A 19,850-nucleotide genomic window follows, 5' to 3' on the forward strand; every position below is an offset into this window, starting at 1 on the left:
CGCGGCGAGCTTCCCGTGGCGCACATGCTCGACATCGAACGCGTGAGCTGGTCTCCCGGCGGCGCGATCTGCGTGCTCGATTCGGTGACGCTGAGCGTGGCCGAAGGCGAGTTCGTCGGGCTGGTCGGGCCGAACGGCAGCGGCAAGACGAGCCTGCTGCGCTGCGTGTTCCGTTACGCACGGCCCGATGCCGGCCGTGTCGCGCTCGACGCGCAGGACGTGTGGCGCATGCGGCCGCGCGCGGTCGCGCAACGCATCGCGGTGCTGCAGCAGGAGACGCCGGACGATTTCGGGCTGACGGTCGACGAACTGGTCGGCATGGGGCGCACGCCGCACCTGCGGCCGTTCGATACGGAGTCGGCGGACGATCGCCGGATCGTCGAATCCGCACTGCACGACGTCGGCCTCGTCGAGCGCCGTGCGCAACGCTTCGCGTCGCTGTCGGGCGGCGAGAAGCAGCGCGCGCTGCTGGCCCGCGCGCTCGCGCAGCAGCCTGAATTGCTGCTGCTCGACGAACCGACCAACCACCTCGACCTGCGCCATCAGCTCGAACTGCTCGCGCGCGTGCGGCGCCTCGGCATCGCGACGCTCGCCACGATTCACGACCTCAATCTCGCGGCTGCGTATTGCGACCGGCTCCACGTGCTCGCGCATGGCCGGATCGTCGCATCGGGCACGCCGGCCGACGTGCTGACCGAAGCGCTGCTGCGCGACGTGTTCGGTGTCGCCGCGCTCGTCGATCGCCATCCCGTCACGGGCCGGCCGCGCATTACGCCGCTTCATCGGGAATGACCGCCATGCCGCTTCCTGTCTTGTCCTCCGCCTTGTCGTTGTCGTCCGTATCCCGCCGGCTGGTTGCCGCGACCGTGCTCGGCTGCGCAGCCGTTCAGGCGGGGGCCTATCCCGTTACCGTGCGCAGTTGCGATCGCGACGTGACGTTCGAGCGCGCGCCGACGCGCGCGGTGAGCAACGACGTGAACCTGACCGAGATGATGCTCGTGCTTGGCCTGAAGGACCGGCTCGTCGGCTACACCGGCATCGGCGGCTGGAAGACGGGCACCGCGCGCGTGCGCGACGCGCTGCGCGGCGTGCCCGAACTGGCGAGCCAGTATCCGTCGCTCGAGGTGCTGGCGGCCGCGCGTGCCGACTTCTATCTCGCGGGCTGGAACTACGGGATGCATGTCGGCGGCCCGGTGACGCCCGCGACGCTTGCCCCGTTCGGCATCCGCACGTACGAGCTGACCGAATCGTGTTCGCACGTGATGAAGCAGGCGGCCGCGTCGTTCGACGACGTGTTCCGCGACCTGAACAATCTCGGCCGGATCTTCGGCGTCGACGCGCGCGCCGCGCAGGTCATCGCCGCGATGCGTGCGCGTCTCGCGGCGGTATCGCGTGCGATCGGGCATCCCGAGCCGCTGCGCGTGTTCGTCTACGACAGCGGCACCGACAAGCCGATGACGACCGGCGGGCTCGCGATGCCGACCGGGCTGCTGGCGGCGGCCGGGGCACGCAACGTGATGGCCGATCTGCCGCGCAGCTGGACGCAGGTGAGCTGGGAAAGCGTGGTTGCGCGCGATCCGCAGGTGATCGTGATCGTCGACTATTCGGCCGTGACGGCGGCGCAGAAGCAGCAGTTCCTGCTGAGCCAGCCTTCGCTCGCGCGGGTGGCCGCGATCCGCGACCGGCGCTTCATCGTGATTCCGTACGATGCGGCGACGCCGGGCCCCGAGAACGTCGCGGCCGTCGAGACGCTGGCGCGCGCGCTGTATCCGGCCGCGTTCGCGGGGCCGGCGCGATGAGCGTGCCCGTGCGTGCGTCGCGGCCCGGCATGCGCGTGGTGCTGCCGGTGCTGGCGCTGCTGCTGGTCGTGTCGATCGTCGCGTCGGCCGCGTTCGGGCCGGCGCCGATCGCGATGCCGGCCGCGGTGCGGATCGTCGCCACGCACATCGTGCCGGCGTTCGGCGAGGCCGGCGCGTTCGCGGCGGGGGCGGGCGACGACAGCATCGTCTGGCTGATCCGGATGCCGCGCGCGCTGCTGGCCGCGATCGTCGGCGCGACGCTGGCCGCCGTCGGCGTCGCGCTGCAGGCGGCGACCGCGAACCGCCTGGCCGATCCGCACCTGCTCGGCGTGAGCGCGGGCGCGATGCTCGGCGCCGTCGCGGTCACCGTGATGGCCGGTGCGGCATTTGGCCCGTTCACGCTGTCGGCCGCGGCCTTCGCGGGGGCACTCGCAGCGACCGCCTGCGTCGTCGCGCTCGCTTACCGGCGCGGCCGGCTCGAATCGGACCGGCTGCTGCTCGCGGGCGTCTCGGTGTCGTTCATGATGGCCGCGTTCGGCAACCTGCTGCTGTATCTCGGCGACCAGCGCGCCGCATCGTCGGTGCTGTTCTGGATGCTTGGCGGCGTCGGGCTCGCGCGCTGGGATCTGCTGCCGGTGCCGGCCGTGTGCGCGGTGCTCGCCGGCGGCGCGTTGTACGCGCGCCGGCGCGAACTGAATGCGCTGATGTCGGGCGATGCTGCCGCGGCCGCGCTCGGCGTGCCGAGCGCGCGGATGCGGCGCGAGGTCTTCGTCGTCGCGTCGTTCGCGACGGGGGCGATGGTGGCGGTGAGCGGCGCGATCGGCTTCGTCGGGCTCGTGACGCCGCATCTGTGCCGTCGCGTCGTCGGCGCCGAGCACGGCAGGCTGCTGCCGGTGGCCGCGCTGACCGGCGCGATCCTGCTCGTCTGGGGCGATGTGGCCGCCCGCACGCTCGCGGCGCCGGAGGATCTGCCGATCGGGATCGTGACCGCGATGTTCGGCAGCCTGTTCTTCGTCGCGTTGCTGCGCCGCAGCTGAGCGGCGTTGCTCGCACCGGCGGCAGGCGGCCGGACAGTCGAGCGGTCAGGCGAGGGCAGCGAGGGTGCCTGCCGCGCGCGTCATTGCCGCGGGATGGCCATGCCCGCGCTGCCGCCGAATGCGTCGGCATGGGCGAGGGCGCCCGGCATGTCGAACAGATTGTCGGGCACCGTTCGCGCGGGCAGCGTGATCACGAAGCGTGCGCCGCCGAGCGGCGAATCCTCGAGCCGCACGTCGCCGCCATGTACTTGTGCGACCCGCCGCACGATCGCGAGCCCGAGCCCGAAGCCGCCGGTCTGCCGGTCGCGGCTGGAGTCGAGCCGCTGGAACGGTTCGAACACGCGGGCGCGTTCGGCGGCCGGAATGCCGGGGCCATCGTCGTCGACACTCAGTACGAGCGCGCCGGACGCGTCGCTCTCGGCGGCGAGCAGCACCGTGCGCGACGCGTAGCGCGCGCCGTTGCGGATCAGGTTCAGCAATGCGCGGGCGACCAGCTTCGGGTCGCACACGTGGGCGGCGGGTGCGCCGAGCGTCGACACGTCGAGCGAGATGCCGCGATCGGCGATGTCGTTCGCGACGTTGCCGGCGACGCTGTCGATCAGCGCATCGACGACGACTTCCATCGGCGCGAGCTCGCTCGCGCCCTGTTCGAGCCGGCCGATCGTCAGCAGCTCGGTGACGAGCTCGTCGAGTTCGCGCACGTCGCGCCGCAGCGCGTCGCGGCGTTCGCGCATCCGTCCCGTTTCGTCAGGCTCGGCGAGTAGCGCGAGCCCGAATTCGAGCCGCGCGAGCGGCGTCTTCAGTTCGTGCGAGATGCCGTGCATCATTTCGCGCTGCTGCTTGATCGATGCCTCGATGCGCTCGGCCATGTCGTTGAACTGTTGCGACAGTTCGTAGATGTTCGACTTGCCCGACAACTTCACACGTGTCGACAGCGTGCCGGCGCCGAATGCGCGTGCGGCGTCCTGCAGCTTGCGCAGGTCGCGCCAGTGATAGTGAATCCACAGCACGACCGCGAACAGCGTGCCGAGCGCGAGCAGCAGGTACGCATAGATCCGGATGTCGAGATCGGACGCTTCGATCGGCCGCGCATGCAGGACCGACCCATCCGCGAGCGGCATGTAGTAATCCTTGCCGTTATAGCTGATCGCAATTCGGCCGGCATCGAGATCGCGCAGCGGCGCGCCGCTCAATTGCGCACGGGCGGCGGTCATCGACAGGAAGCCGAACCCTTCGTTGCCGTGTTTCGCGAGCTCGCGCAACGCAAGCTCGCGCTGCGCGCCCGGATGGCGTTCGAGGTAGTCGTTGAGCACGAACGCATAAGTTGTCAACGAGTCGCGCTGCGCCTGCGCGCTGCGATCGTAGAAGATCCGGTCGAACGACAGCTGGATGAACAGGATCGACGCGGCGACGAACAGGATGACGACGAGGTACAGCCGAATCAACGGGCGGAGCATTTATTCGTCCCACGCAGAAGGGCTGAACAGGTAGCCGCGGCCCCAGATCGTCTTGATCTTGTGCGGCTCCGACGACGCATCCTCGAAGCGGCGGCGCAGCTTCGAGATGCCGGAATCGACCGAGCGGTCGAGCCCGTCGAACTCGATCCCGCGTAGCTGCTTCAGGATGTCGTCGCGGCTCAGCACGGTGCCGGCCGCGCGCGCAAGGATCAGCAGCAGGTTGAACTCGGCGGTCTTCAGGTCGACCGGATCGCCGCGCCATGTGACGGTGCGGTTTGGCGGCGAGATCGCCAGCTCGCCGAACACGAGCGCTTCGGGTGCGGCCACGGGTGCTTCGGCGGCGGCCGGCTGCGCGCGGCGCAGCAGTGCGCGGGCGCGTGCGACCAGCACGCGCGGCTCGATCGGCTTCGTCACGTAGTCGTCGGCGCCCGTCTCGAGGCCCGCGACCTGGTCGTAGACGTCCGCGCGCGCGGTCAGGATCAGCACGGGAACGTTGGTGAACGCGCGGATGCGCCGGCAGACCTCCATCCCGTCGAGGTTCGGCAGCATCAGGTCGAGTATCACGAGGGCGGGCTGGTGCTCGCGCACCGCCGCGACGGCGAGGTCGCCGCGCCGGACGACCGTCACCGCGAATTCATAGCCGTCGAGGTATTCGCGGACGAGCTGCGCAAGGCGGTCGTCGTCCTCGATCAGCAGTACGCGGTATTTAAGCGGATCTTCGTTCATGGTCTCCTCGGATGCACGCGCCACTTCACATCCGGGCAAGCCGGTGTGCGGCGCGGCACGCGAATTCTATCCGGCGCACCGACGGCCGGGGGAGCGGGACGACAATCTCGAACAATCGAACACAATTGAGCACAGATTCCCCGAAGATTCAGGACAGTCTTGGCGCAGGGCGGCACCTAGACTGCGGGCTCCGTCACTCCTATCTCAATATTGTGCGCCCAATACTCCGCCGCTACCGCTATTGCATGCCGCTCGCCGGCCTGACCCTCGCCGCCGCCGCCCACGCGGAAAACCAGTATTCGCTGTCGCTCGGCGGCGGTTTCGCGCCACGCTATCAGGGCAGCAACCAGTACCGCGGCGTCGTTGCGCCGGGCTTTTCCGCGAAGTTCGGCAACGGCTTCTTCATCGACAGCACCGAGGGCGCCGGCTACCGGCTGGACCTGCCGCACGGCGCGTTCGTATCGGCGGCCGTGAGCTATGACGCGGGTCGCACCGACGAGAACCGGTTCGACATGCCGGGCTCCGACTACCTGAAGGGCATGGGCCGGATTCCGGGCTCGGTGCTGGTCGGCGTGCGCGCGGGCGTGACGCTGTTCAACGCGGCGGAACTGAGCGTCACGATCGACACCCCCGTGACGCACACGTCGCGCGGCGTGTCGGGGCACATGGATCTCGCGGTGCCGGTGTTCAAGACCGCGCAGCACGAGATCATCGTGACGGGCACCGTGCATGCGGGCTCGGGGCGCTATACGCAGACGTTCTACGGCGTGACCGACGCACAGTCGATGACGAGCCGGTTCCGGCCGTATTCGACGAGCGGCGGGATCGACAGTGCGTCGATGGCGGTCGCGTGGAACTGGACCCTGTCGCAGCACTGGTCGGTGCTCGCGACCGGCGGCGTGACGCGGCTGCTCGGCCGCTACGGCGACAGCCCGATCGTCCAGTCGCGCAGCAACTACTACGGCATCGTGGGCGCGACCTACAAGTTCTGAGTAGCCGTCCGGCGAGTCGACTGGAATGAAGCGAACTGTCCCGACGCGTGCTGGTTTCGACCATGCCGTCGAGCACGGTCAGGCGCTTGCGCGTGCCGTCTCGCCGCGCAGCGTGCGGTAACATGCAGGCGGCTTCGGCACCAGGCCGAGGTGGCGACGCCGGTGCGCCGAAGCAGCGCGGCCGGCGGGCGCGAAGCCGCGGTTCGCTGGCCGGCAACCGTCCGGAAACGGCCGGCGCCGTGCGGAACCGATCATGCATGCAACGCCCGGTCGGCGCTGGCATGAGGACATGAACCCGATCCACCGGGCGCGAAAGGGAGAAACCGATGAAGAAGACGATCGCGATGATGATGGCGCTGGTTGCGAGCGCAACGTTTGCGGGATGTACGGACATGAAGACGAGGAATGCGACCGCAGGCGGCATGGTGATGAATGGCGAGCCGGCAGGCACGTCGCAGGCCTGCAAGGCAGACGCAGGGCCGGACGACGCACTGGTCGGCAAGACCGAGGCCGATGCGACGGCGCAACTGGACGGCTGCCTGTGGCGCGTGCTCGAACGCGACGGCAAGGCGCTGCCCGGCACGATGGATTACCGGCAGGAACGCCGCAATCTCGGCATCCGCGACGGCAAGGTGATCTGGGTGCGGCGCGGCTGACGCGTTGCAGCCTGCACGAAACGGCGCGTGGCTGAGCGGGCCGGTGCGGCGGACGTCGGACGGCGCCCCGGTAACCGGTTCGCGTATCGACGTCGATTCATTCCGTCTCGAATCGCTTGCTGATCGAACTTGAATTCAGGAACGAAGGCCGGCAGGCGGTGCTCATCGATGGTCCGGAAACCTGGACGGACAATCTCGCGATTCCGAGCCGGCAATATGTCGAAGTCCAGGGAAGTAACAGCGCGGGTGCCGAGTTCAGGATCCGCCTCGACAGCAAGTATCTGATCGATGCATCGCGGCGCTACGCCAGCGAAATCGCAGTCAAGCCAGGCGAAGCGATCCGTGTTGGATTCGCGGTTCCCTTTGACGCGTTGTCGTTCGACCGCGATTCGTCCATCCAGCGGGTGGAAACCGGCACCTACGATTTTGTCGGTCGCATGCAGGGCAATTTCGACAAGCCGGACGAGATGGCCGGCAGGTTCTTCACGTGGACGGATCCGGTTCCGTCGGTCGGTTTGACGCGGGAGTGACATGATTCAGACTGAACACCCGTCGCGCGCGACACTGGCGGTCAGGAAGGGAAACGATGCGCGTCGCGCGGGAATCCGGGCGGGTGGAATCAGGGGGCGCCTGCCATGTTTTCTGATGGTGGTGTTTCTGTTCGGCATGATGTTGGCCGCAACGGCAGAAGCACGCGAGGACTACTTCACGATACGTAACAGCCCGGGGCAGATCAAGCCTTCGCCTCCAATGGCATTCACGGTCGACGGCGATCGCGTTGCTTACTATTCGCTCGGACGGGATATGGACGTCATGCCGCCGGCGAAATATTCGGGCATCGGAAAATACACGGCACAACTGACGGATCAATACAGGACGAAGCTCGACCAGCTGAAGCGGATCCTGGCCGGAGGCGAGATCGCTTCGGTTCCGGGCCGGAATATCGGATCGGTCCTCGCGTATTCGTTCGATCTGAATGGAAAGCGTTACGAGGGCAACCTTCAGTATCGATACAGCGACCCGATCGGCGGCACGCTATCGTTTTTGTACAGTCTTGCACAGGATCTGCTTGACCGCGGCACGTCGGAAATCAATCTGCGCCCGGCGTTCACCGCGCATGCCGCGTCGGGAAATCTGGTGGTCGAGGTGGTGTTCGGGAATGACGGGGCACAGGAAGTGGTCATCGACGGTCCCGGGAAATGGTTGCCGCAGCGGGTAGACCCGAAAAAGCAATACGTTTACATCGGTGCGCTCAATGACGCCCGTGTCGGCTTCGACGTCCAACTTGTCGAGAAGTACCTGAGTCCCGCTTCCCGTCCCTACGCGTCCTCCATTTCCGTCAAGCCGGGACAGCGGGTAAAAGTCGAATTCGTCGTGCCGTACGACGAGCTGACGTTCGATCCGGGTTCGTCGGCGCAACAGATTCAAGGGGGCACCTTCCTGATGGTCGGCGTCGCAAACGTCGACATCCAGTCGCCCGCGGCAATGAAAGGCAAGGCATTCATACGGATGGACGAACAACCCGCCGTCGATTTGACCGAACGGTAAGGCGTGCATCGATGCATCGACGCAGTCACTGAATGTATCGCCTTTCGCGATCCCCGAACCCACCCATCATGTCGCCCCGATCCGATCTCGGTCGGATTCCACCAGACGAGCGACGGCGATCCGCGCGGCAGTATCCGGCGGTTCGTGAGTGCGCGTCGCGGGCGCTAATGTGGGCACCGACGTACAGGGCACGATCGGGCAACGACTGAGCGGCATGTCGGCGATGACCGATGCGGTGCCCAGCGCTCACGGCGGCGGCACGCTCGTCGCCATTGCGATGAACGGGTTCAATCGCGGGGACGGCGCACGCAATCGGTTCGGTCCGCCATGACCGGAAGTCAGCAGCAACGACGCAAGTTTGTGAGGATATCGATGAAATTCAGGGCAGGGATGCATGGTTTGGCGCTGGTCGGGCTCGGTGTGCTCGCGGCATGCGGCAAGCACGGCGTCGATGCGTCGGCGGAGCCGCACAACGTGTGCGTCACCGGATATAACGAGCACGGCCGCAAGCTTCACGAGTTCTGGCTCGACCACGAGCACAAGTCGGGATGCTTCGGCAATCCGTCGGCACGGGAAGACGGCGAGGCCTTCGGTGGCGGTGGCGGATTCGCGTGCGGCTGCAAGGTGACGCCCGGGCAGAAGGTGAAGCTGTTCTGGGAGTTCGCGCAGCCGCTGGACGACATTCAGCACGGCATTCAACCGGAACGCAAGACGATCGACGTGACGATCCCGCAGCCGGAATCGTCGACGTCGCGCTATCTGCGCGTGTATTTCCGCAAGAACGGTACCGCCGAGCTGCAGTGGGTCGACGACATGAACGCGCCCGAGCTCAAGCCGACTCAGGATTAGCGAGTGCCACGGCCAAAATCAACCTGAAGAAGGATGCCGCAAGCGCGGAGACGGATCGCGTCAAGGCGGAAGCCGAGCAGATGCTGTGGGTCAGCTTCTATCAGACGTCTATCACTCGCTGGTGTCGTCGGTAGGTATCGGCACTGTCCGGTACGACGGCCGCTCGATAGCGGCCAAGGCGTGGCGCATGCCGGTTGCCGACGCGCAACCGGCCCGCGCGTTACTTCGAGATGTACCAGAGCGCGTCGGTGCTGACACGCGTAGCCGGCGTCGTCGCGGCCGGTGCCTGGGGCGTGGCGGCAGGCGGCGTATTCGACGTCACCGCGGTGGGCCACGTGGCCGGCGCGTTCGACGTGGATGAGGGCGTGGCCGTGTTCGCGGCTGTTGCCGTTCCCGACGTCGACGGCGTATTCAGGTACCACAGCGCATCGGTCGACGCCGAGCGTTTTGCAGCCGTTGCGGCTGTCGCAGCCGGACTGGCTGCCGCATTCGTCGCCGCGCCGGCCGGCTTCTTCGAAGCAGCGGCCGCCGCCGCCGGACCTGCCGTACCGGCCTGCGCCGTCATGCCGGCGCCATTGCCCGCGCCACGCTGCGCGCGCGCCTCGAACGGCCCGAGCTGGAAGATTAACGTTTGCGCGGGACGCGTCAGAACGGCATACGGAAACTGCAGCTCCCACGACATCAGCACGCGCCCGGCCGACGTCTCGGTGAAGATCGCCGGCACGTGCTTCATGTCGCTGAACTGCACGTAGATCCGCGCACCGTCGTCGAAGACCTGGGTCGGCTTCGCCTGATCCGCACCGGTGACCGACCATCCGAAGTTGTACGTGCCGGCCGGGCCGGCGGGGCCGCCTTGCGGCGGAGGCGGCGGGGCCGGCGAGATCGTGCGCGGGCGCGTGACCCCCTGGGGAGCGGACACGCTCAGGCTCGCGAACGGGTTGTACGCCTGGGCCTGTTGCGGCGGCGTAAAGGACGGTGGAAGGATAGGCATGGGTGTATCCGGCGAATCCGGCATGGTCCGGATTGCATCATAGACCTTGCGCGCATACGCGAGGCGCTTGTCGGGCGACGCGGCGTTGTACGCGCCGATCGCGTTCCAGTTGGGGCCGAGCTGGCGGATGTTCTGCGACAGGATCCACGCGCCGACATACGCGTTCGTGCACGCGTCGAACAGGCTCTCCCGCGTGATGCCCTCGCGCGCGAGCGTCGGCAGCCACGTGCTGTTGATCTGCATCAGGCCGATGTCGACCGTGCCGTTGGTATTCGTGTTGAGCGCGTTCGGATTCATCCCCGATTCGACTTGCGCGATGCCGCGCATCAGGCTGACGCTCACGTGCTGGAACGCGGCCGCGTCGTCGAGGCAATCGGCCCGTGCGACGCCGGCGAGCGCGCACGACATCGCAATCGTCGCGGCGATTTTCAGCGTTTCTCGGCTGATCGAACGGGTTGTCTGACGCGGCATGGCAGGATGGGGCGGAATCCGGCCGCCCGGTGCAAGGAAATTACGCAGACGCGAAGTGTGCCATAGCGAGCCGGCAAATGGCTCACGTCAAACTTTCCTTTGCATTTGCCCATGCGTTCGCCACGCATTTTTATCGCGTCCGATCACGGGGTTCAGCGAAGCATTATCGGTAAAAATGGCCGGATTTTCGCGTGAATGCCGGGGCAGTGGGGGTGCGGGAATACTGACGCGTCGCGTCATTCGCTTGGGGAAGTCGGTGCTGAATCAAACCGGATGGAAATCGCGTGGCAGTCGATATCCGGGCTGAAAGAGCGATGAACCGGCGATCCGGAAACAACGGCGGCCGAAGCCGCCGTGCCGGTTCATGCGGATACACCGGCCGCGCGGCGCGCAGCCGGCCGTCTGGCATCAGAAGCGGTGACGCAGGCCGAGGTTGACCATCGTCTGCGAGCTCGTGCCCGCATAGCCGTACGAACCGATCGACGCCTGCGCGGCCATCGAGCCGCCCTTGCCGTCGCCGGTCTGGCCGCTCGCGTGTTGATATGCGGCGGTCAGGTAGACGTCGGTGCGCTTCGACAGGTTGTAGTCCGCGCCGGCCGATACCTGGTGATAGGTGGCCGACGTGTCGCCGCCCGAGCGCGTGTAGCCGTAGCCGACGCCGACCAGCAGCGCAGTCGTCGCCTGGTAGTTCACGAAGCCTTGCCCCGTGTTGTAGTGCTCGTTCGAGCCGAACACCGAGCTTCCATCGCGGCGGTACTGCGCGTTGCTGTAGCCGAGGCCGAACGTGAACGGGCCCGCGACGTACTGGCCCGCGATGCGCGCGATGCCGATCGAATGCGCGCTCGCATAGCCGTTGTTGATCGGGCCGTCGAACGTGCCGTCCGACGAGCTGGTCCAGCCGCTGCGCACGGTGTTCGACGCGGGGCTGTTGGTCGTGTGGAAGTAGCCGCCCGCGACGCTGAACGGCCCGTTGTTGTACGACACGGCGGCCGAATACGAATTTGCGGCGCCGGTGCTGCCGGCGATGCCGCCGAACGAATACATCGCCGAGAACTGCAGGCCCGAATAGACGGCCGACGTGTACTTCACCGCGTTGTCGACGCGGAAGCTGTTGTCGTAGTTGTCGACGTCGCCCGGCGTTGCGAACACGCTGCCCAGATAGTTGTCGGCGGTGATGCCCTGCACGAGATCGACGAGCGGATCGTACTGGCGGCCGAACGTGAGCGTGCCGTAGCGGTCGCTCGTCAGGCCGACGAATGCCTGCCGGCCGAACAGGCGGCCGCCCTGGCCCTGCCGGCCGCTGCTCGGATCGAAGCCGTCCTCGAGCTGGAACAGCGCCTTCAGCCCGCCGCCAAGATCCTCGGTGCCTTTCACGCCCCAGCGGCTGCCGGCCAGGTTGCCCGCGCTGCTGTTGCCGAGCATCCACGCGTTGTCCTTGCCCTGCGCATGGTTCACGTAGGTGATCGACGTGTCGATCACGCCATACAGCGTGACGCTCGACTGCGCATGCGCAACGGGTATCGCCGCGAATGACGCGATGGAAATCAGCGAGAGGGTCGTGCGTTTCATGTCATCTCCTTGCGCATTGGCTTGTGTTCGTGATCCGGAATGGCAGGAGACTACCGAGCTCGATTAAAACGGGAAAATGAAATTCTCTTTTGTGGCCTGAGAAAGACAGGGATGTGCTCCGATCGCTGCGATCGACGGATTTGAATTGTTGAAAAATGCGTATCAATTGGCGGTCATTTTGCGATTTCGTCATTGCGACTTGCATATCTCGCGATAATTCCGGGCAATTGGGGGAGGAATTAAGGCGGCCGGGATATTGCTATTGATACGTCAAATAATTATTTAATGAATCGAATTGGCCGGGTGTGGCGAATGTGTTAGCGACGCGTCGCGCGCGCCCGGCGACGGCATCGCGGCGTGGTCGCCCATTCCCGTCTCATTGCCGCGGCGTGCGTGGAACACCGTGCCTGGGCTCTCACGGCGTGACCGGCAGGAGCACGCTGCCCGCCAGAGCGCGGCAGCACCCGCCATCCCCACCGAAACCCCGGCCGCCTGTCTCGTTTTGTATATAATAATCATTCTCATTTACAAAATCGTTGACGCCTGCGCACCCCGGAACCCGGCCATGTCTGCTGACAAGCTGTCTCTCCATCGAGAAATCGACGCCCTCTACACCGGCCATCACGCGTGGCTGCGCGGCTGGTTGAGCCGGAAGCTCGGTTGCGCGCACCGCGCGGCCGATCTGGCGCACGACACGTTCATGCGGCTGCTCGCGCGCGACGAGCCGATCGGCGCCGACGAGCCGCGCGCGTTCCTGACGACGGTCGCGCAGCGCGTGCTGAGCAACCATTGGCGGCGCGAGCAGATCGAGCGCGCGTATCTCGATGTGCTCGCGCAGCGCCCTGAAGCCTGTGCGCCATCGCCGGAGGAGCGGGCCGTCGTACTCGAGACGCTGCTCGAAATCGACCGGCTGCTCGACGGCCTGCCACTCGCGGCGAAGCGTGCGTTCCTGCTCGCGCAACTCGATGGGCTCACGCAGGCCGAGATCGCGCGCGAACTCGGCGTGTCGCTGGCGACGGTGAAGCGCCATCTCGTGAAGGCCGGCGCGCAGTGCTTCTTCGCGATGGCGGCCTGACCGATGGCCGCCCCGGGAGTGCCGGCGGTGCCGCCGGAGGTTGCGCGGCGCGCGGTCGAATGGTGGGTCGACCGGCAGGCCGGCCAGACGGGCGACGCGTTCGACGCGGCGCTCGCGCGCTGGCGCGCGGAGGATCCCGCGCACGACGCGGCATGGCGTCATATCGAAACGATGCAGCGCAGGTTCGGCGGGCTGGCGGCCGGGCTCGACCCGCAGGCTGCACGCGCGGCGCTGCTGCCGCCGCGCGCGGGCCGCCGCCGCGCGGCCGTGAAAACGTTGGCGGTGCTGCTGTTCGCGGGCGGCGCCGCATGGATGGCCGAGCCCGCGCGGCGCGCGGCGATCTGGCCGGCCGACCTGCGCACGGCGGTCGGCGAACGGCGCACGGTGACGCTCGCGGATCGCACGGTCGTCGTGCTCGATACCGACACGGCGCTCGACGTGCGTTTCGACGACACCGCGCGCCGCCTGCGCTTGCTGCGCGGCACGATCATGGTGACGAGCGGCCACGACGAGCGTGTGCCCGCGCGCCCGCTCGTCGTCGCGACCGCGCAGGGCGAACTGCGGCCGCTCGGCACGCGCTTCGCGGTGCGGCAGCGCGATGGCGCGACGCGTATCGAGGTGTTTGCCGGTGCCGTCCACGTGCAGCCCGACGATGCGGCGGCCGACGCGCGCGTGATCGCGGCTGGAGAGGGCGCGGATTTCACGCGTGACGCGATCGGCGTGCCGGCACCGCTCGACGCGTATGCGTCTGCATGGACGGGCGGCATGCTCGTCGCGTCGCACATGCGGCTGGCCGACCTCGTCGCCGAACTCGACCGCTATCGCCGCGGCAGCCTGCGCTGCGAGGCGGCCGTGGCCGACCTGCGCGTGTCGGGTACCTATCCGCTCGACGATCCTGCGCGCGTGCTCGACACGCTGAAGGCGGCCTTGCCGATCGACGTTCACTACCTGACGCGCTACTGGGCGACGGTCGTTCCGGCCCGTTCGTGAGCACGTCGAAAAAATTTTCCGCCGACCTGAGCTGTTTCTCGATGTTCGCGTGACATGGGTAATGAAAGCAGCACTGGCCCATCGTCCACCGACTTCCCGATCATGGTTTCCATCCGTCTCACGTATCGGCGCCGTCCGGCGCCCGCCCGACATCTGCCGCGCGCCACGCGCCCGGCCGTCCCCGCCATGCCAGGTCGCCTTGCGCGCCGGCTGGCCGGCGCCGTCCTGGTGTCGGCGTTGCTGCCGCTGCCTGCGCTGGCCGACACCGACACCGATGCGGCGCCGGCCGCGCAGCGCGCGGCGCGCCGTGCGTTCGACATTCCGGCCGGGCCGCTCGAAGCGGCATTGAACCGGTTCGGCCGCGATGCCGGCATCCTGGTCGCGTTTCCGGCCGAGCTGACGGCCGGCCTGACGAGCGGTGGCGTGCAGGGCCGCTTCGACGTCGACGGCGCGCTCGACCGCCTGCTGGCGGGCACCGGGCTCGTCGCGTTGCGCCAGCCGGGCGGCGGCTACACGGTGAAGCGCGCGGACGGCGCGGTGGCGCGCCCCGTGGCGGCCGGCGTGGGCGCGGGCGCCGAGTTGCCCGCGATCCATGTGCGCACCAGCGCGCTGCGCGCCGAAAGCTATCGCGCGCCGAAGGAGGCGGGCGTGCTGCGCTCCGACATCCCGCTGCTCGACACCGCGCAGGCCGTCAACATCGTGCCTGCGCAGGTGCTGCGCGACCAGCGTCCGCGCAATCTGGACGACGCGCTCGGCAACGTCAGCGGCATCACGCAGGGCAACACGCTCGCGGGCACGCAGGACACCATCATGAAGCGCGGCTTCGGCGGCAACCGCGACGGCTCGATCATGCAGAACGGGATGCCGCTCGTGCAGGGGCGCGCGTTCAACGCGGCGGTCGACAGCGTCGAGGTGCTGAAGGGGCCGACGTCGCTGCTGTACGGACTGATGGACCCGGGCGGCGTGGTCAACGTCGTCACCAAGCAGCCGCAGCTCAAGCGCTACAACGCGATCTCGCTCGGCGCGTCGACGTTCGGGCACGGCAAGAACGGCGGCAGTGCCACTTTCGATTCGACCGGGCCGGTCGGCGATTCGCGGCTCGCGTACCGGTTGATCGTCGACCAGTCGAACGAGCAGTACTGGCGCAACTTCGGCGAATACCGGCAGACCTTCGTCGCGCCGTCGCTCGCATGGTATGGCCGCGATACGCAGGTCACGGTGTCCTACCAGTACCGGAAATTCCATTCGCCGTTCGACCGCGGTACCGCGCTCGACCCGCGCACCAACGCGCCGCTCGACATTCCCGCGCGACGGCGCATCGACGAGCCGTTCAACAACATGGACGGCGAATCGCACCTCGCGCAGTTGAGCGTCGATCACCAGTTCAACGCGGACTGGAGCGCGCATGTCGGCTACAGCTACAACCGCGAGACCTATGACGCGAACCAGTTGCGCACGACGGGCGTCGATCCGGTGAAGGGCACGATGACGCGCAGCAACGACGCGACGCACGGTTCGCTCAGCACCGACAGCTACGGGATCGGCTACGTGAACGGCAAGCTGATGCTGGGCGGGATGCGGCACGACGTGCAGGTCGGCTTCGACACCGAATACCGCCGCATCTACCGCAGGGACATGCTGCGGCAGGCCGTGAAGACGCCGTTCAGCTACATCAATCCCGTCTACGGGCTGCTGCCGCCGTCGAGCACGGTGTCCGCGAGCGACAGCGACCAGACCGACACGCTGCACGATGCGTCGGCATTCGTGCAGGACACGATCCACCTGACCGACAAGTGGATCGTGTCGGGCGGGTTGCACTACATCACGTACAACCAGGTCGCGGGGCGCGGCCGGCCGTTCGTCGCGAACACCGATCTCAGCGGGTCGAAGTGGCTGCCGCGCGCGGGCGTCGTCTACAAGTGGACCGACACGTTCTCGCTGTACGGCAGCTATTCGCAATCGTTGAAGCCGTCGTCGTCGATCGCGCCGATGACGGGCTACATCATCGACGGTGCGACGCCGCCCGAGGAAGCGACCGCGTGGGAAGTGGGCGGCAAGCTCGACCTGCCGGGCGGGATGACCGGCACGCTCGCGTTCTTCAACATCGACAAGAAGAACGTGCTCGTGTCGCAGTACAACGACGCGACCAAGCTGACCGACTGGCGCACGTCGGGCAAGGCCCGCTCGCGGGGGATCGAACTCGACGTGTCGGGCAAGCTCGGCGAGCGCGTGAACGTGATCGCGAGCTACGCGTACATCGACGCGAAGACGACCGAGGATCCGCTGTACGCGGGCAATCAGCTGTGGAACGTCGCGCGCCATACCGCGTCGCTCGCGGGCGTCTACGACTTCGGCACGGTGATCGGCGGCGACGACCTGCGCATCGGCGCGGACGTGCGCTACGTCGGCGCGCGCCCCGGCGATTCGGCGAACAGCTTCACGCTGCCGTCGTACGTGCTTGCCGATGCGTTCGCGACGTACGACACGCGGATCGGCAAGCAGAAGCTGTCGTTCCAGCTCAACGTGAAGAACCTCTTCAATCGCACGTACTACCCGTCGAGCGCGAACCGTTACTTCGTCGCGATCGGCGATGCGCGACAGGTGTCGCTGCTCACCACGCTGCAGTTCTGACCACGCAATCGCCGCGCGGCCGTCACGGCGGCGCGCGGCTTCGGAGAGGATCCAGATGAACCGGAACATGAAGACCGGCGCCGTGCGCGCCGTTGCTGGCGGCGCGCGGCGTCGCGCATTGCGCGCGATCGCGGGCTCGGTGCTCGCGATCAGTGCGGGCCTGGGTCTCGGCGCAGGTGTGGCCGCCCCCGCGTTGGCAGCCGACGCACCGCAGGCCGTCACGCGCGTCGCGATGCTCGTGCAGCTGCGCGGCCCGAACCTGAAAGTCGACGAACGCATTAGCCAGCATCTCGGCGAACGCGGCTATGCGGTGCGCCTGATCGACGAATCGTCGACGCCCGATGCGGCGCGCGATGCCGACCTCGTCGTGATCTCGTCGACGGTGTCGTCGAAGAACGTGCGGCCCGGCTGGCGCACGCTCGACAAGCCGCTCGTGACCTGGGAAAACGACCTGCTCGACGATCTCGCGATGACGGGCAAGCGTCACGACGCCGACTTCGGCGAAACGGGCAAGGAGCGCTACCTGTGGCTCGTCAATGCGCCGCACCCGATCGCGGCCGGGCTGCCGGCCGGCGTGACGAACGTGTACGGCAAGCAGGCGCCGATGAGCTGGGGCAAACCGGGGCTCGGCGCGATCACGATCGCGACCGTGTACGGTCAACCGGACAAGGCTGCGGTCTTCGCGTACGAGAAGGGCGCGACGATGGACTACGAAGCGCTCGCGCCGGCGCGCCGCGTGATGTTCTTCCTCGACAACGACACGTTCGTGAACCTGTCGCCGGCCGGTGTCGCGCTGTTCGATGCGGCCGTCGACTGGGCGGCCGGGCGGCGCTGATTGGCAACAGCGGCGCTAGGTCGATTGCAGCGACGCCGCTTCGATCAGCTGCGCCAGTTGCTGCGCCGGCTCCGACATCGTGCGCCGCGCGCGATGCACGAGCCCGATGTCGCGGTGAAACGTGTGAGGCCCGAGGTCGATCGCGCGCACGCCGGCCGGCCAGCGGCGATACACGCCGGTCTGCGGGACGAGCGCGACGCCGACGCCGTTCTCGACCAGCTTGACGATCGCATCGAGCTCGTCGAGTTCGCAGGTGTCGCGCACCGCGATGTGCATCTTCCGCAGAAAGCGATCGACCTGGCGGCCGCCGAACGACGCGCGGTCGTAGCGCACGAACGGTTCGCTCGCGAGCAGTGCCGCCCAGTCCTTGCCTTTCACGTTGCGCGGCACGATCAGCCGGAACGGTTCCTGCGCGAGCGTCGTCCAGTGCAGGTCGCTCTGCAGCGAAAACGGCGGCCGGATGATCGCGGCCATGTCGATTTCACCCGCATCCACCCGGTTGACCAGTTCGATCGACAGCCCCGGTATCACGCGCGTCCGGCACGCGGGATGCCGGCGATGGAAATCGGCGAGCGCGGCCGGCAGCAGCGCGCTCTGCACCGACGCGATCGCGCCGATCGTCACGCGCACGGCGGCCGGCGAACCGGGCGCCGTCGAGCTCAGGTTGTCGTACAGGCCGAGCAGCGCCTGCGCCTGGTCGAGCACGTGATGGCCCATCTCGTTGAGCCGTGCTGACCGGCCTTGCCGGTCGAACAGCGCGAAGCCGAGCTCGGCTTCGAGGCGCTGCATTTGCGCGCTCACGGCCGCCTGAGTCAGCCCGATACGGTTGCCGGCCGCGGCGAACGTGCCTTCACGGGCGACGGCGACGAGGGTTTTCAGTTCGCGGATCATTCATCAATTCCGTTTGTGAATGACGCAACTATATATTGATTTAATTTCTGCTTGACCTTGACTAACATGGTGCCGTCCTCGCGCCACGCGAGCGTTCCTTCACGAGGCAACCATGAGTCTTTCCCCGTTTCACCTGGCGATCCCGGTCTACGACTTGCCGGCCGCGCGCGATTTCTACGGCCGTGTGTTCGGGCTGGCAGAGGGGCGTTCGAGCGCGCAGTGGGTCGACTTCGACTTCTACGGGCATCAGCTCGTGATCCACGAGCATCCGAAGACCGTGTCGCAGGAAGGCGCGCATACGAATGCGGTGGACGGTCACGACGTGCCGGTGCCGCATTTCGGGATCGTGCTCGACTGGCCGAGCTGGGAGGCGCTGGCCGAGCGGCTGAGATCGTTCGGCGTGACCTTCGTGATCGAGCCGTATGTGCGGTTCCAGGGGCAGGTCGGCGAACAGGCGACGATGTTCCTGTTCGATCCGTGCGGCAATGCACTCGAATTCAAGGCGTTCCGCGATATCGGCCAGTTGTTCGCGAAGTGACCGGCGGCGCGATCAGCGCCGATTGAAATTGGGTGCGAGAATGCGGCCTCCGGCCCGGTTGTGCGCATGCGCACTGGCCGGCGCCGCGCCGCACGGCAACCGTGCGTGCCGTTCTCCAAGGAACCCGTATGGACAGTCACATCGCTCCGGTGGAGCTGAAGAAAGCCTACCGTCTCCTCAACCATGGCCCGACCGTGCTCGTGTCGGCCCGCCACGACGGCGTCGACAATGTGATGGCCGCTGCATGGGCGTGCGCACTGGACTTCCTGCCGCCGAAGCTGACGGTCGTGCTCGACAAGACCGCAAAGACGCGCGAACTCGTCGAGCGCAGCGGCACGTTCGTGATCCAGGTGCCGACGGCCGCGCAGATTCAGCTCACGCATGCGGTCGGCACCCACAGTCTCGCGGAGCGGCCCGACAAGCTGCGCGAAGCGGGCGTCACGCTGTTCGACGTCGAAGGTCACGACCTGCCGTTCGTCGCCGGCTGCTCGGGCTGGCTCGCGTGCAAGCTGATTCCGGAACCGCACAACCAGCAGGCCTACGACCTGTTCATCGGCGAGGTGGTCGCGGCGTGGTCCGACACGCGGGTGTTCCGCGACGGCCACTGGTATTTCGAATCGGCCGATCCGGCACTGCGCAGCCTGCATTACATCGCGGGCGGCAATTTCTATGCGATCGGTGAATCGCTGCACGTCGATCCGGACGCGAAGTAAGCGTCGGGCGGGCGTGCTGTCCCGATCCGGGCGCGCGGTTTACGCGCGCCTTTTCAATTCCATCAGCATGGTTGCGGCGAAT

At 67.3% G+C, this 19,850-nt stretch carries 19 protein-coding genes; 14 read left to right on the top strand and 5 right to left on the bottom strand.

What is annotated here, in order from left to right:
- The first annotated feature begins 24 nt into the window (after nucleotides 1-24).
- From QZM67_RS25550 to QZM67_RS25560, 3 genes are read left to right on the top strand one after another with little or no spacing between them, the layout of a single operon-like run.
- Nucleotides 25-792, top strand: a complete 768-nt coding sequence (locus tag QZM67_RS25550) for an ABC transporter ATP-binding protein (RefSeq protein ID WP_301807520.1) — start codon at nucleotides 25-27, stop codon at nucleotides 790-792.
- Nucleotides 789-1,799 (top strand): ABC transporter substrate-binding protein, encoded by a 1,011-nt coding sequence (locus QZM67_RS25555; protein ID WP_301807523.1) that lies wholly within the window; start codon nucleotides 789-791, stop codon nucleotides 1,797-1,799. Before QZM67_RS25550 ends, QZM67_RS25555 begins: the two co-directional genes overlap by 4 nt.
- Nucleotides 1,796-2,836: an iron ABC transporter permease gene (locus QZM67_RS25560; protein WP_301807525.1), complete on the top strand. Its 1,041-nt coding sequence runs from the start codon at nucleotides 1,796-1,798 to the stop codon at nucleotides 2,834-2,836. Before QZM67_RS25555 ends, QZM67_RS25560 begins: the two co-directional genes overlap by 4 nt.
- A gap of 80 nt (nucleotides 2,837-2,916) precedes the next feature.
- Here QZM67_RS25560 and QZM67_RS25565 read toward each other — a convergent pair whose 3' ends face one another.
- Together QZM67_RS25565 and QZM67_RS25570 are read right to left on the bottom strand one after the other, a co-directional pair.
- Complete coding sequence (locus QZM67_RS25565) at nucleotides 2,917-4,293, bottom strand: ATP-binding protein (RefSeq protein ID WP_301807527.1); 1,377 nt, start codon at nucleotides 4,291-4,293, stop codon at nucleotides 2,917-2,919.
- A complete protein-coding gene (locus QZM67_RS25570) occupies nucleotides 4,294-5,019 on the bottom strand; it encodes a response regulator (RefSeq protein WP_114176716.1) in 726 nt (241 codons plus the stop codon).
- Between the two features lie 245 nt (nucleotides 5,020-5,264).
- Between QZM67_RS25570 and QZM67_RS25575 the strand changes: the two genes are divergently transcribed.
- The 5 genes from QZM67_RS25575 to QZM67_RS25595 all read left to right on the top strand — a co-directional run bounded on the left by QZM67_RS25575 (nucleotide 5,265) and on the right by QZM67_RS25595 (nucleotide 9,064).
- On the top strand, nucleotides 5,265-6,011 hold the full coding sequence (locus QZM67_RS25575; protein ID WP_043182380.1) for a MipA/OmpV family protein: 747 nt from the start codon (nucleotides 5,265-5,267) through the stop codon (nucleotides 6,009-6,011).
- Between the two features lie 326 nt (nucleotides 6,012-6,337).
- Nucleotides 6,338-6,667 carry a hypothetical protein gene (locus tag QZM67_RS25580; protein ID WP_175023965.1) on the top strand — a complete coding sequence of 110 codons (330 nt, stop codon included), beginning with the start codon at nucleotides 6,338-6,340 and terminating at the stop codon, nucleotides 6,665-6,667.
- Between the two features lie 116 nt (nucleotides 6,668-6,783).
- Nucleotides 6,784-7,197: a hypothetical protein gene (locus QZM67_RS25585; protein WP_301807535.1), complete on the top strand. Its 414-nt coding sequence runs from the start codon at nucleotides 6,784-6,786 to the stop codon at nucleotides 7,195-7,197.
- A gap of 1 nt (nucleotide 7,198) precedes the next feature.
- Entirely contained in the window at nucleotides 7,199-8,215 is a 1,017-nt protein-coding gene (locus QZM67_RS25590; protein ID WP_301807536.1) for a hypothetical protein, read from the top strand.
- A gap of 372 nt (nucleotides 8,216-8,587) precedes the next feature.
- Complete coding sequence (locus QZM67_RS25595) at nucleotides 8,588-9,064, top strand: hypothetical protein (RefSeq protein WP_301807538.1); 477 nt, start codon at nucleotides 8,588-8,590, stop codon at nucleotides 9,062-9,064.
- A gap of 220 nt (nucleotides 9,065-9,284) precedes the next feature.
- Here the strand turns inward: QZM67_RS25595 and QZM67_RS25600 are convergent, their stop codons facing one another.
- Together QZM67_RS25600 and QZM67_RS25605 are read right to left on the bottom strand one after the other, a co-directional pair.
- Nucleotides 9,285-10,526, bottom strand: coding sequence for a transglycosylase SLT domain-containing protein (locus tag QZM67_RS25600; protein WP_301807542.1), 1,242 nt, complete (start codon nucleotides 10,524-10,526; stop codon nucleotides 9,285-9,287).
- Between the two features lie 408 nt (nucleotides 10,527-10,934).
- Nucleotides 10,935-12,095 carry a porin gene (locus tag QZM67_RS25605; protein ID WP_301807544.1) on the bottom strand — a complete coding sequence of 387 codons (1,161 nt, stop codon included), beginning with the start codon at nucleotides 12,093-12,095 and terminating at the stop codon, nucleotides 10,935-10,937.
- A gap of 565 nt (nucleotides 12,096-12,660) precedes the next feature.
- On the opposite strand from QZM67_RS25605, the gene QZM67_RS25610 reads away from it, so the two are divergent.
- From QZM67_RS25610 to QZM67_RS25625, 4 genes are read left to right on the top strand one after another with little or no spacing between them, the layout of a single operon-like run.
- A complete protein-coding gene (locus tag QZM67_RS25610) occupies nucleotides 12,661-13,170 on the top strand; it encodes a sigma-70 family RNA polymerase sigma factor (RefSeq protein ID WP_301807547.1) in 510 nt (169 codons plus the stop codon).
- Between the two features lie 3 nt (nucleotides 13,171-13,173).
- Nucleotides 13,174-14,160: a FecR domain-containing protein gene (locus QZM67_RS25615; protein WP_301807550.1), complete on the top strand. Its 987-nt coding sequence runs from the start codon at nucleotides 13,174-13,176 to the stop codon at nucleotides 14,158-14,160.
- 54 nt (nucleotides 14,161-14,214) lie between these two features.
- Nucleotides 14,215-16,791 carry a TonB-dependent receptor gene (locus QZM67_RS25620; RefSeq protein WP_301807553.1) on the top strand — a complete coding sequence of 859 codons (2,577 nt, stop codon included), beginning with the start codon at nucleotides 14,215-14,217 and terminating at the stop codon, nucleotides 16,789-16,791.
- A gap of 55 nt (nucleotides 16,792-16,846) precedes the next feature.
- The gene (locus QZM67_RS25625) at nucleotides 16,847-17,626 is read left to right on the top strand and encodes a hypothetical protein (protein WP_301807555.1); all 780 of its coding nucleotides are present in this window, start codon (nucleotides 16,847-16,849) and stop codon (nucleotides 17,624-17,626) included.
- A 15-nt stretch (nucleotides 17,627-17,641) separates the two neighbouring features.
- Here QZM67_RS25625 and QZM67_RS25630 read toward each other — a convergent pair whose 3' ends face one another.
- Complete coding sequence (locus tag QZM67_RS25630; RefSeq protein ID WP_175026390.1) at nucleotides 17,642-18,517, bottom strand: LysR family transcriptional regulator; 876 nt, start codon at nucleotides 18,515-18,517, stop codon at nucleotides 17,642-17,644.
- Between the two features lie 112 nt (nucleotides 18,518-18,629).
- Between QZM67_RS25630 and QZM67_RS25635 the strand changes: the two genes are divergently transcribed.
- A complete protein-coding gene (locus tag QZM67_RS25635) occupies nucleotides 18,630-19,055 on the top strand; it encodes a VOC family protein (protein ID WP_175026389.1) in 426 nt (141 codons plus the stop codon).
- A 128-nt stretch (nucleotides 19,056-19,183) separates the two neighbouring features.
- Nucleotides 19,184-19,768 carry a flavin reductase family protein gene (locus QZM67_RS25640; RefSeq protein WP_089450293.1) on the top strand — a complete coding sequence of 195 codons (585 nt, stop codon included), beginning with the start codon at nucleotides 19,184-19,186 and terminating at the stop codon, nucleotides 19,766-19,768.
- Nucleotides 19,769-19,850: the final 82 nt, after the last annotated feature.

Origin of the sequence: Burkholderia sp. AU45251, assembly GCF_030482905.1 — a bacterium.
Taxonomy (GTDB): domain Bacteria; phylum Pseudomonadota; class Gammaproteobacteria; order Burkholderiales; family Burkholderiaceae; genus Burkholderia; species Burkholderia aenigmatica.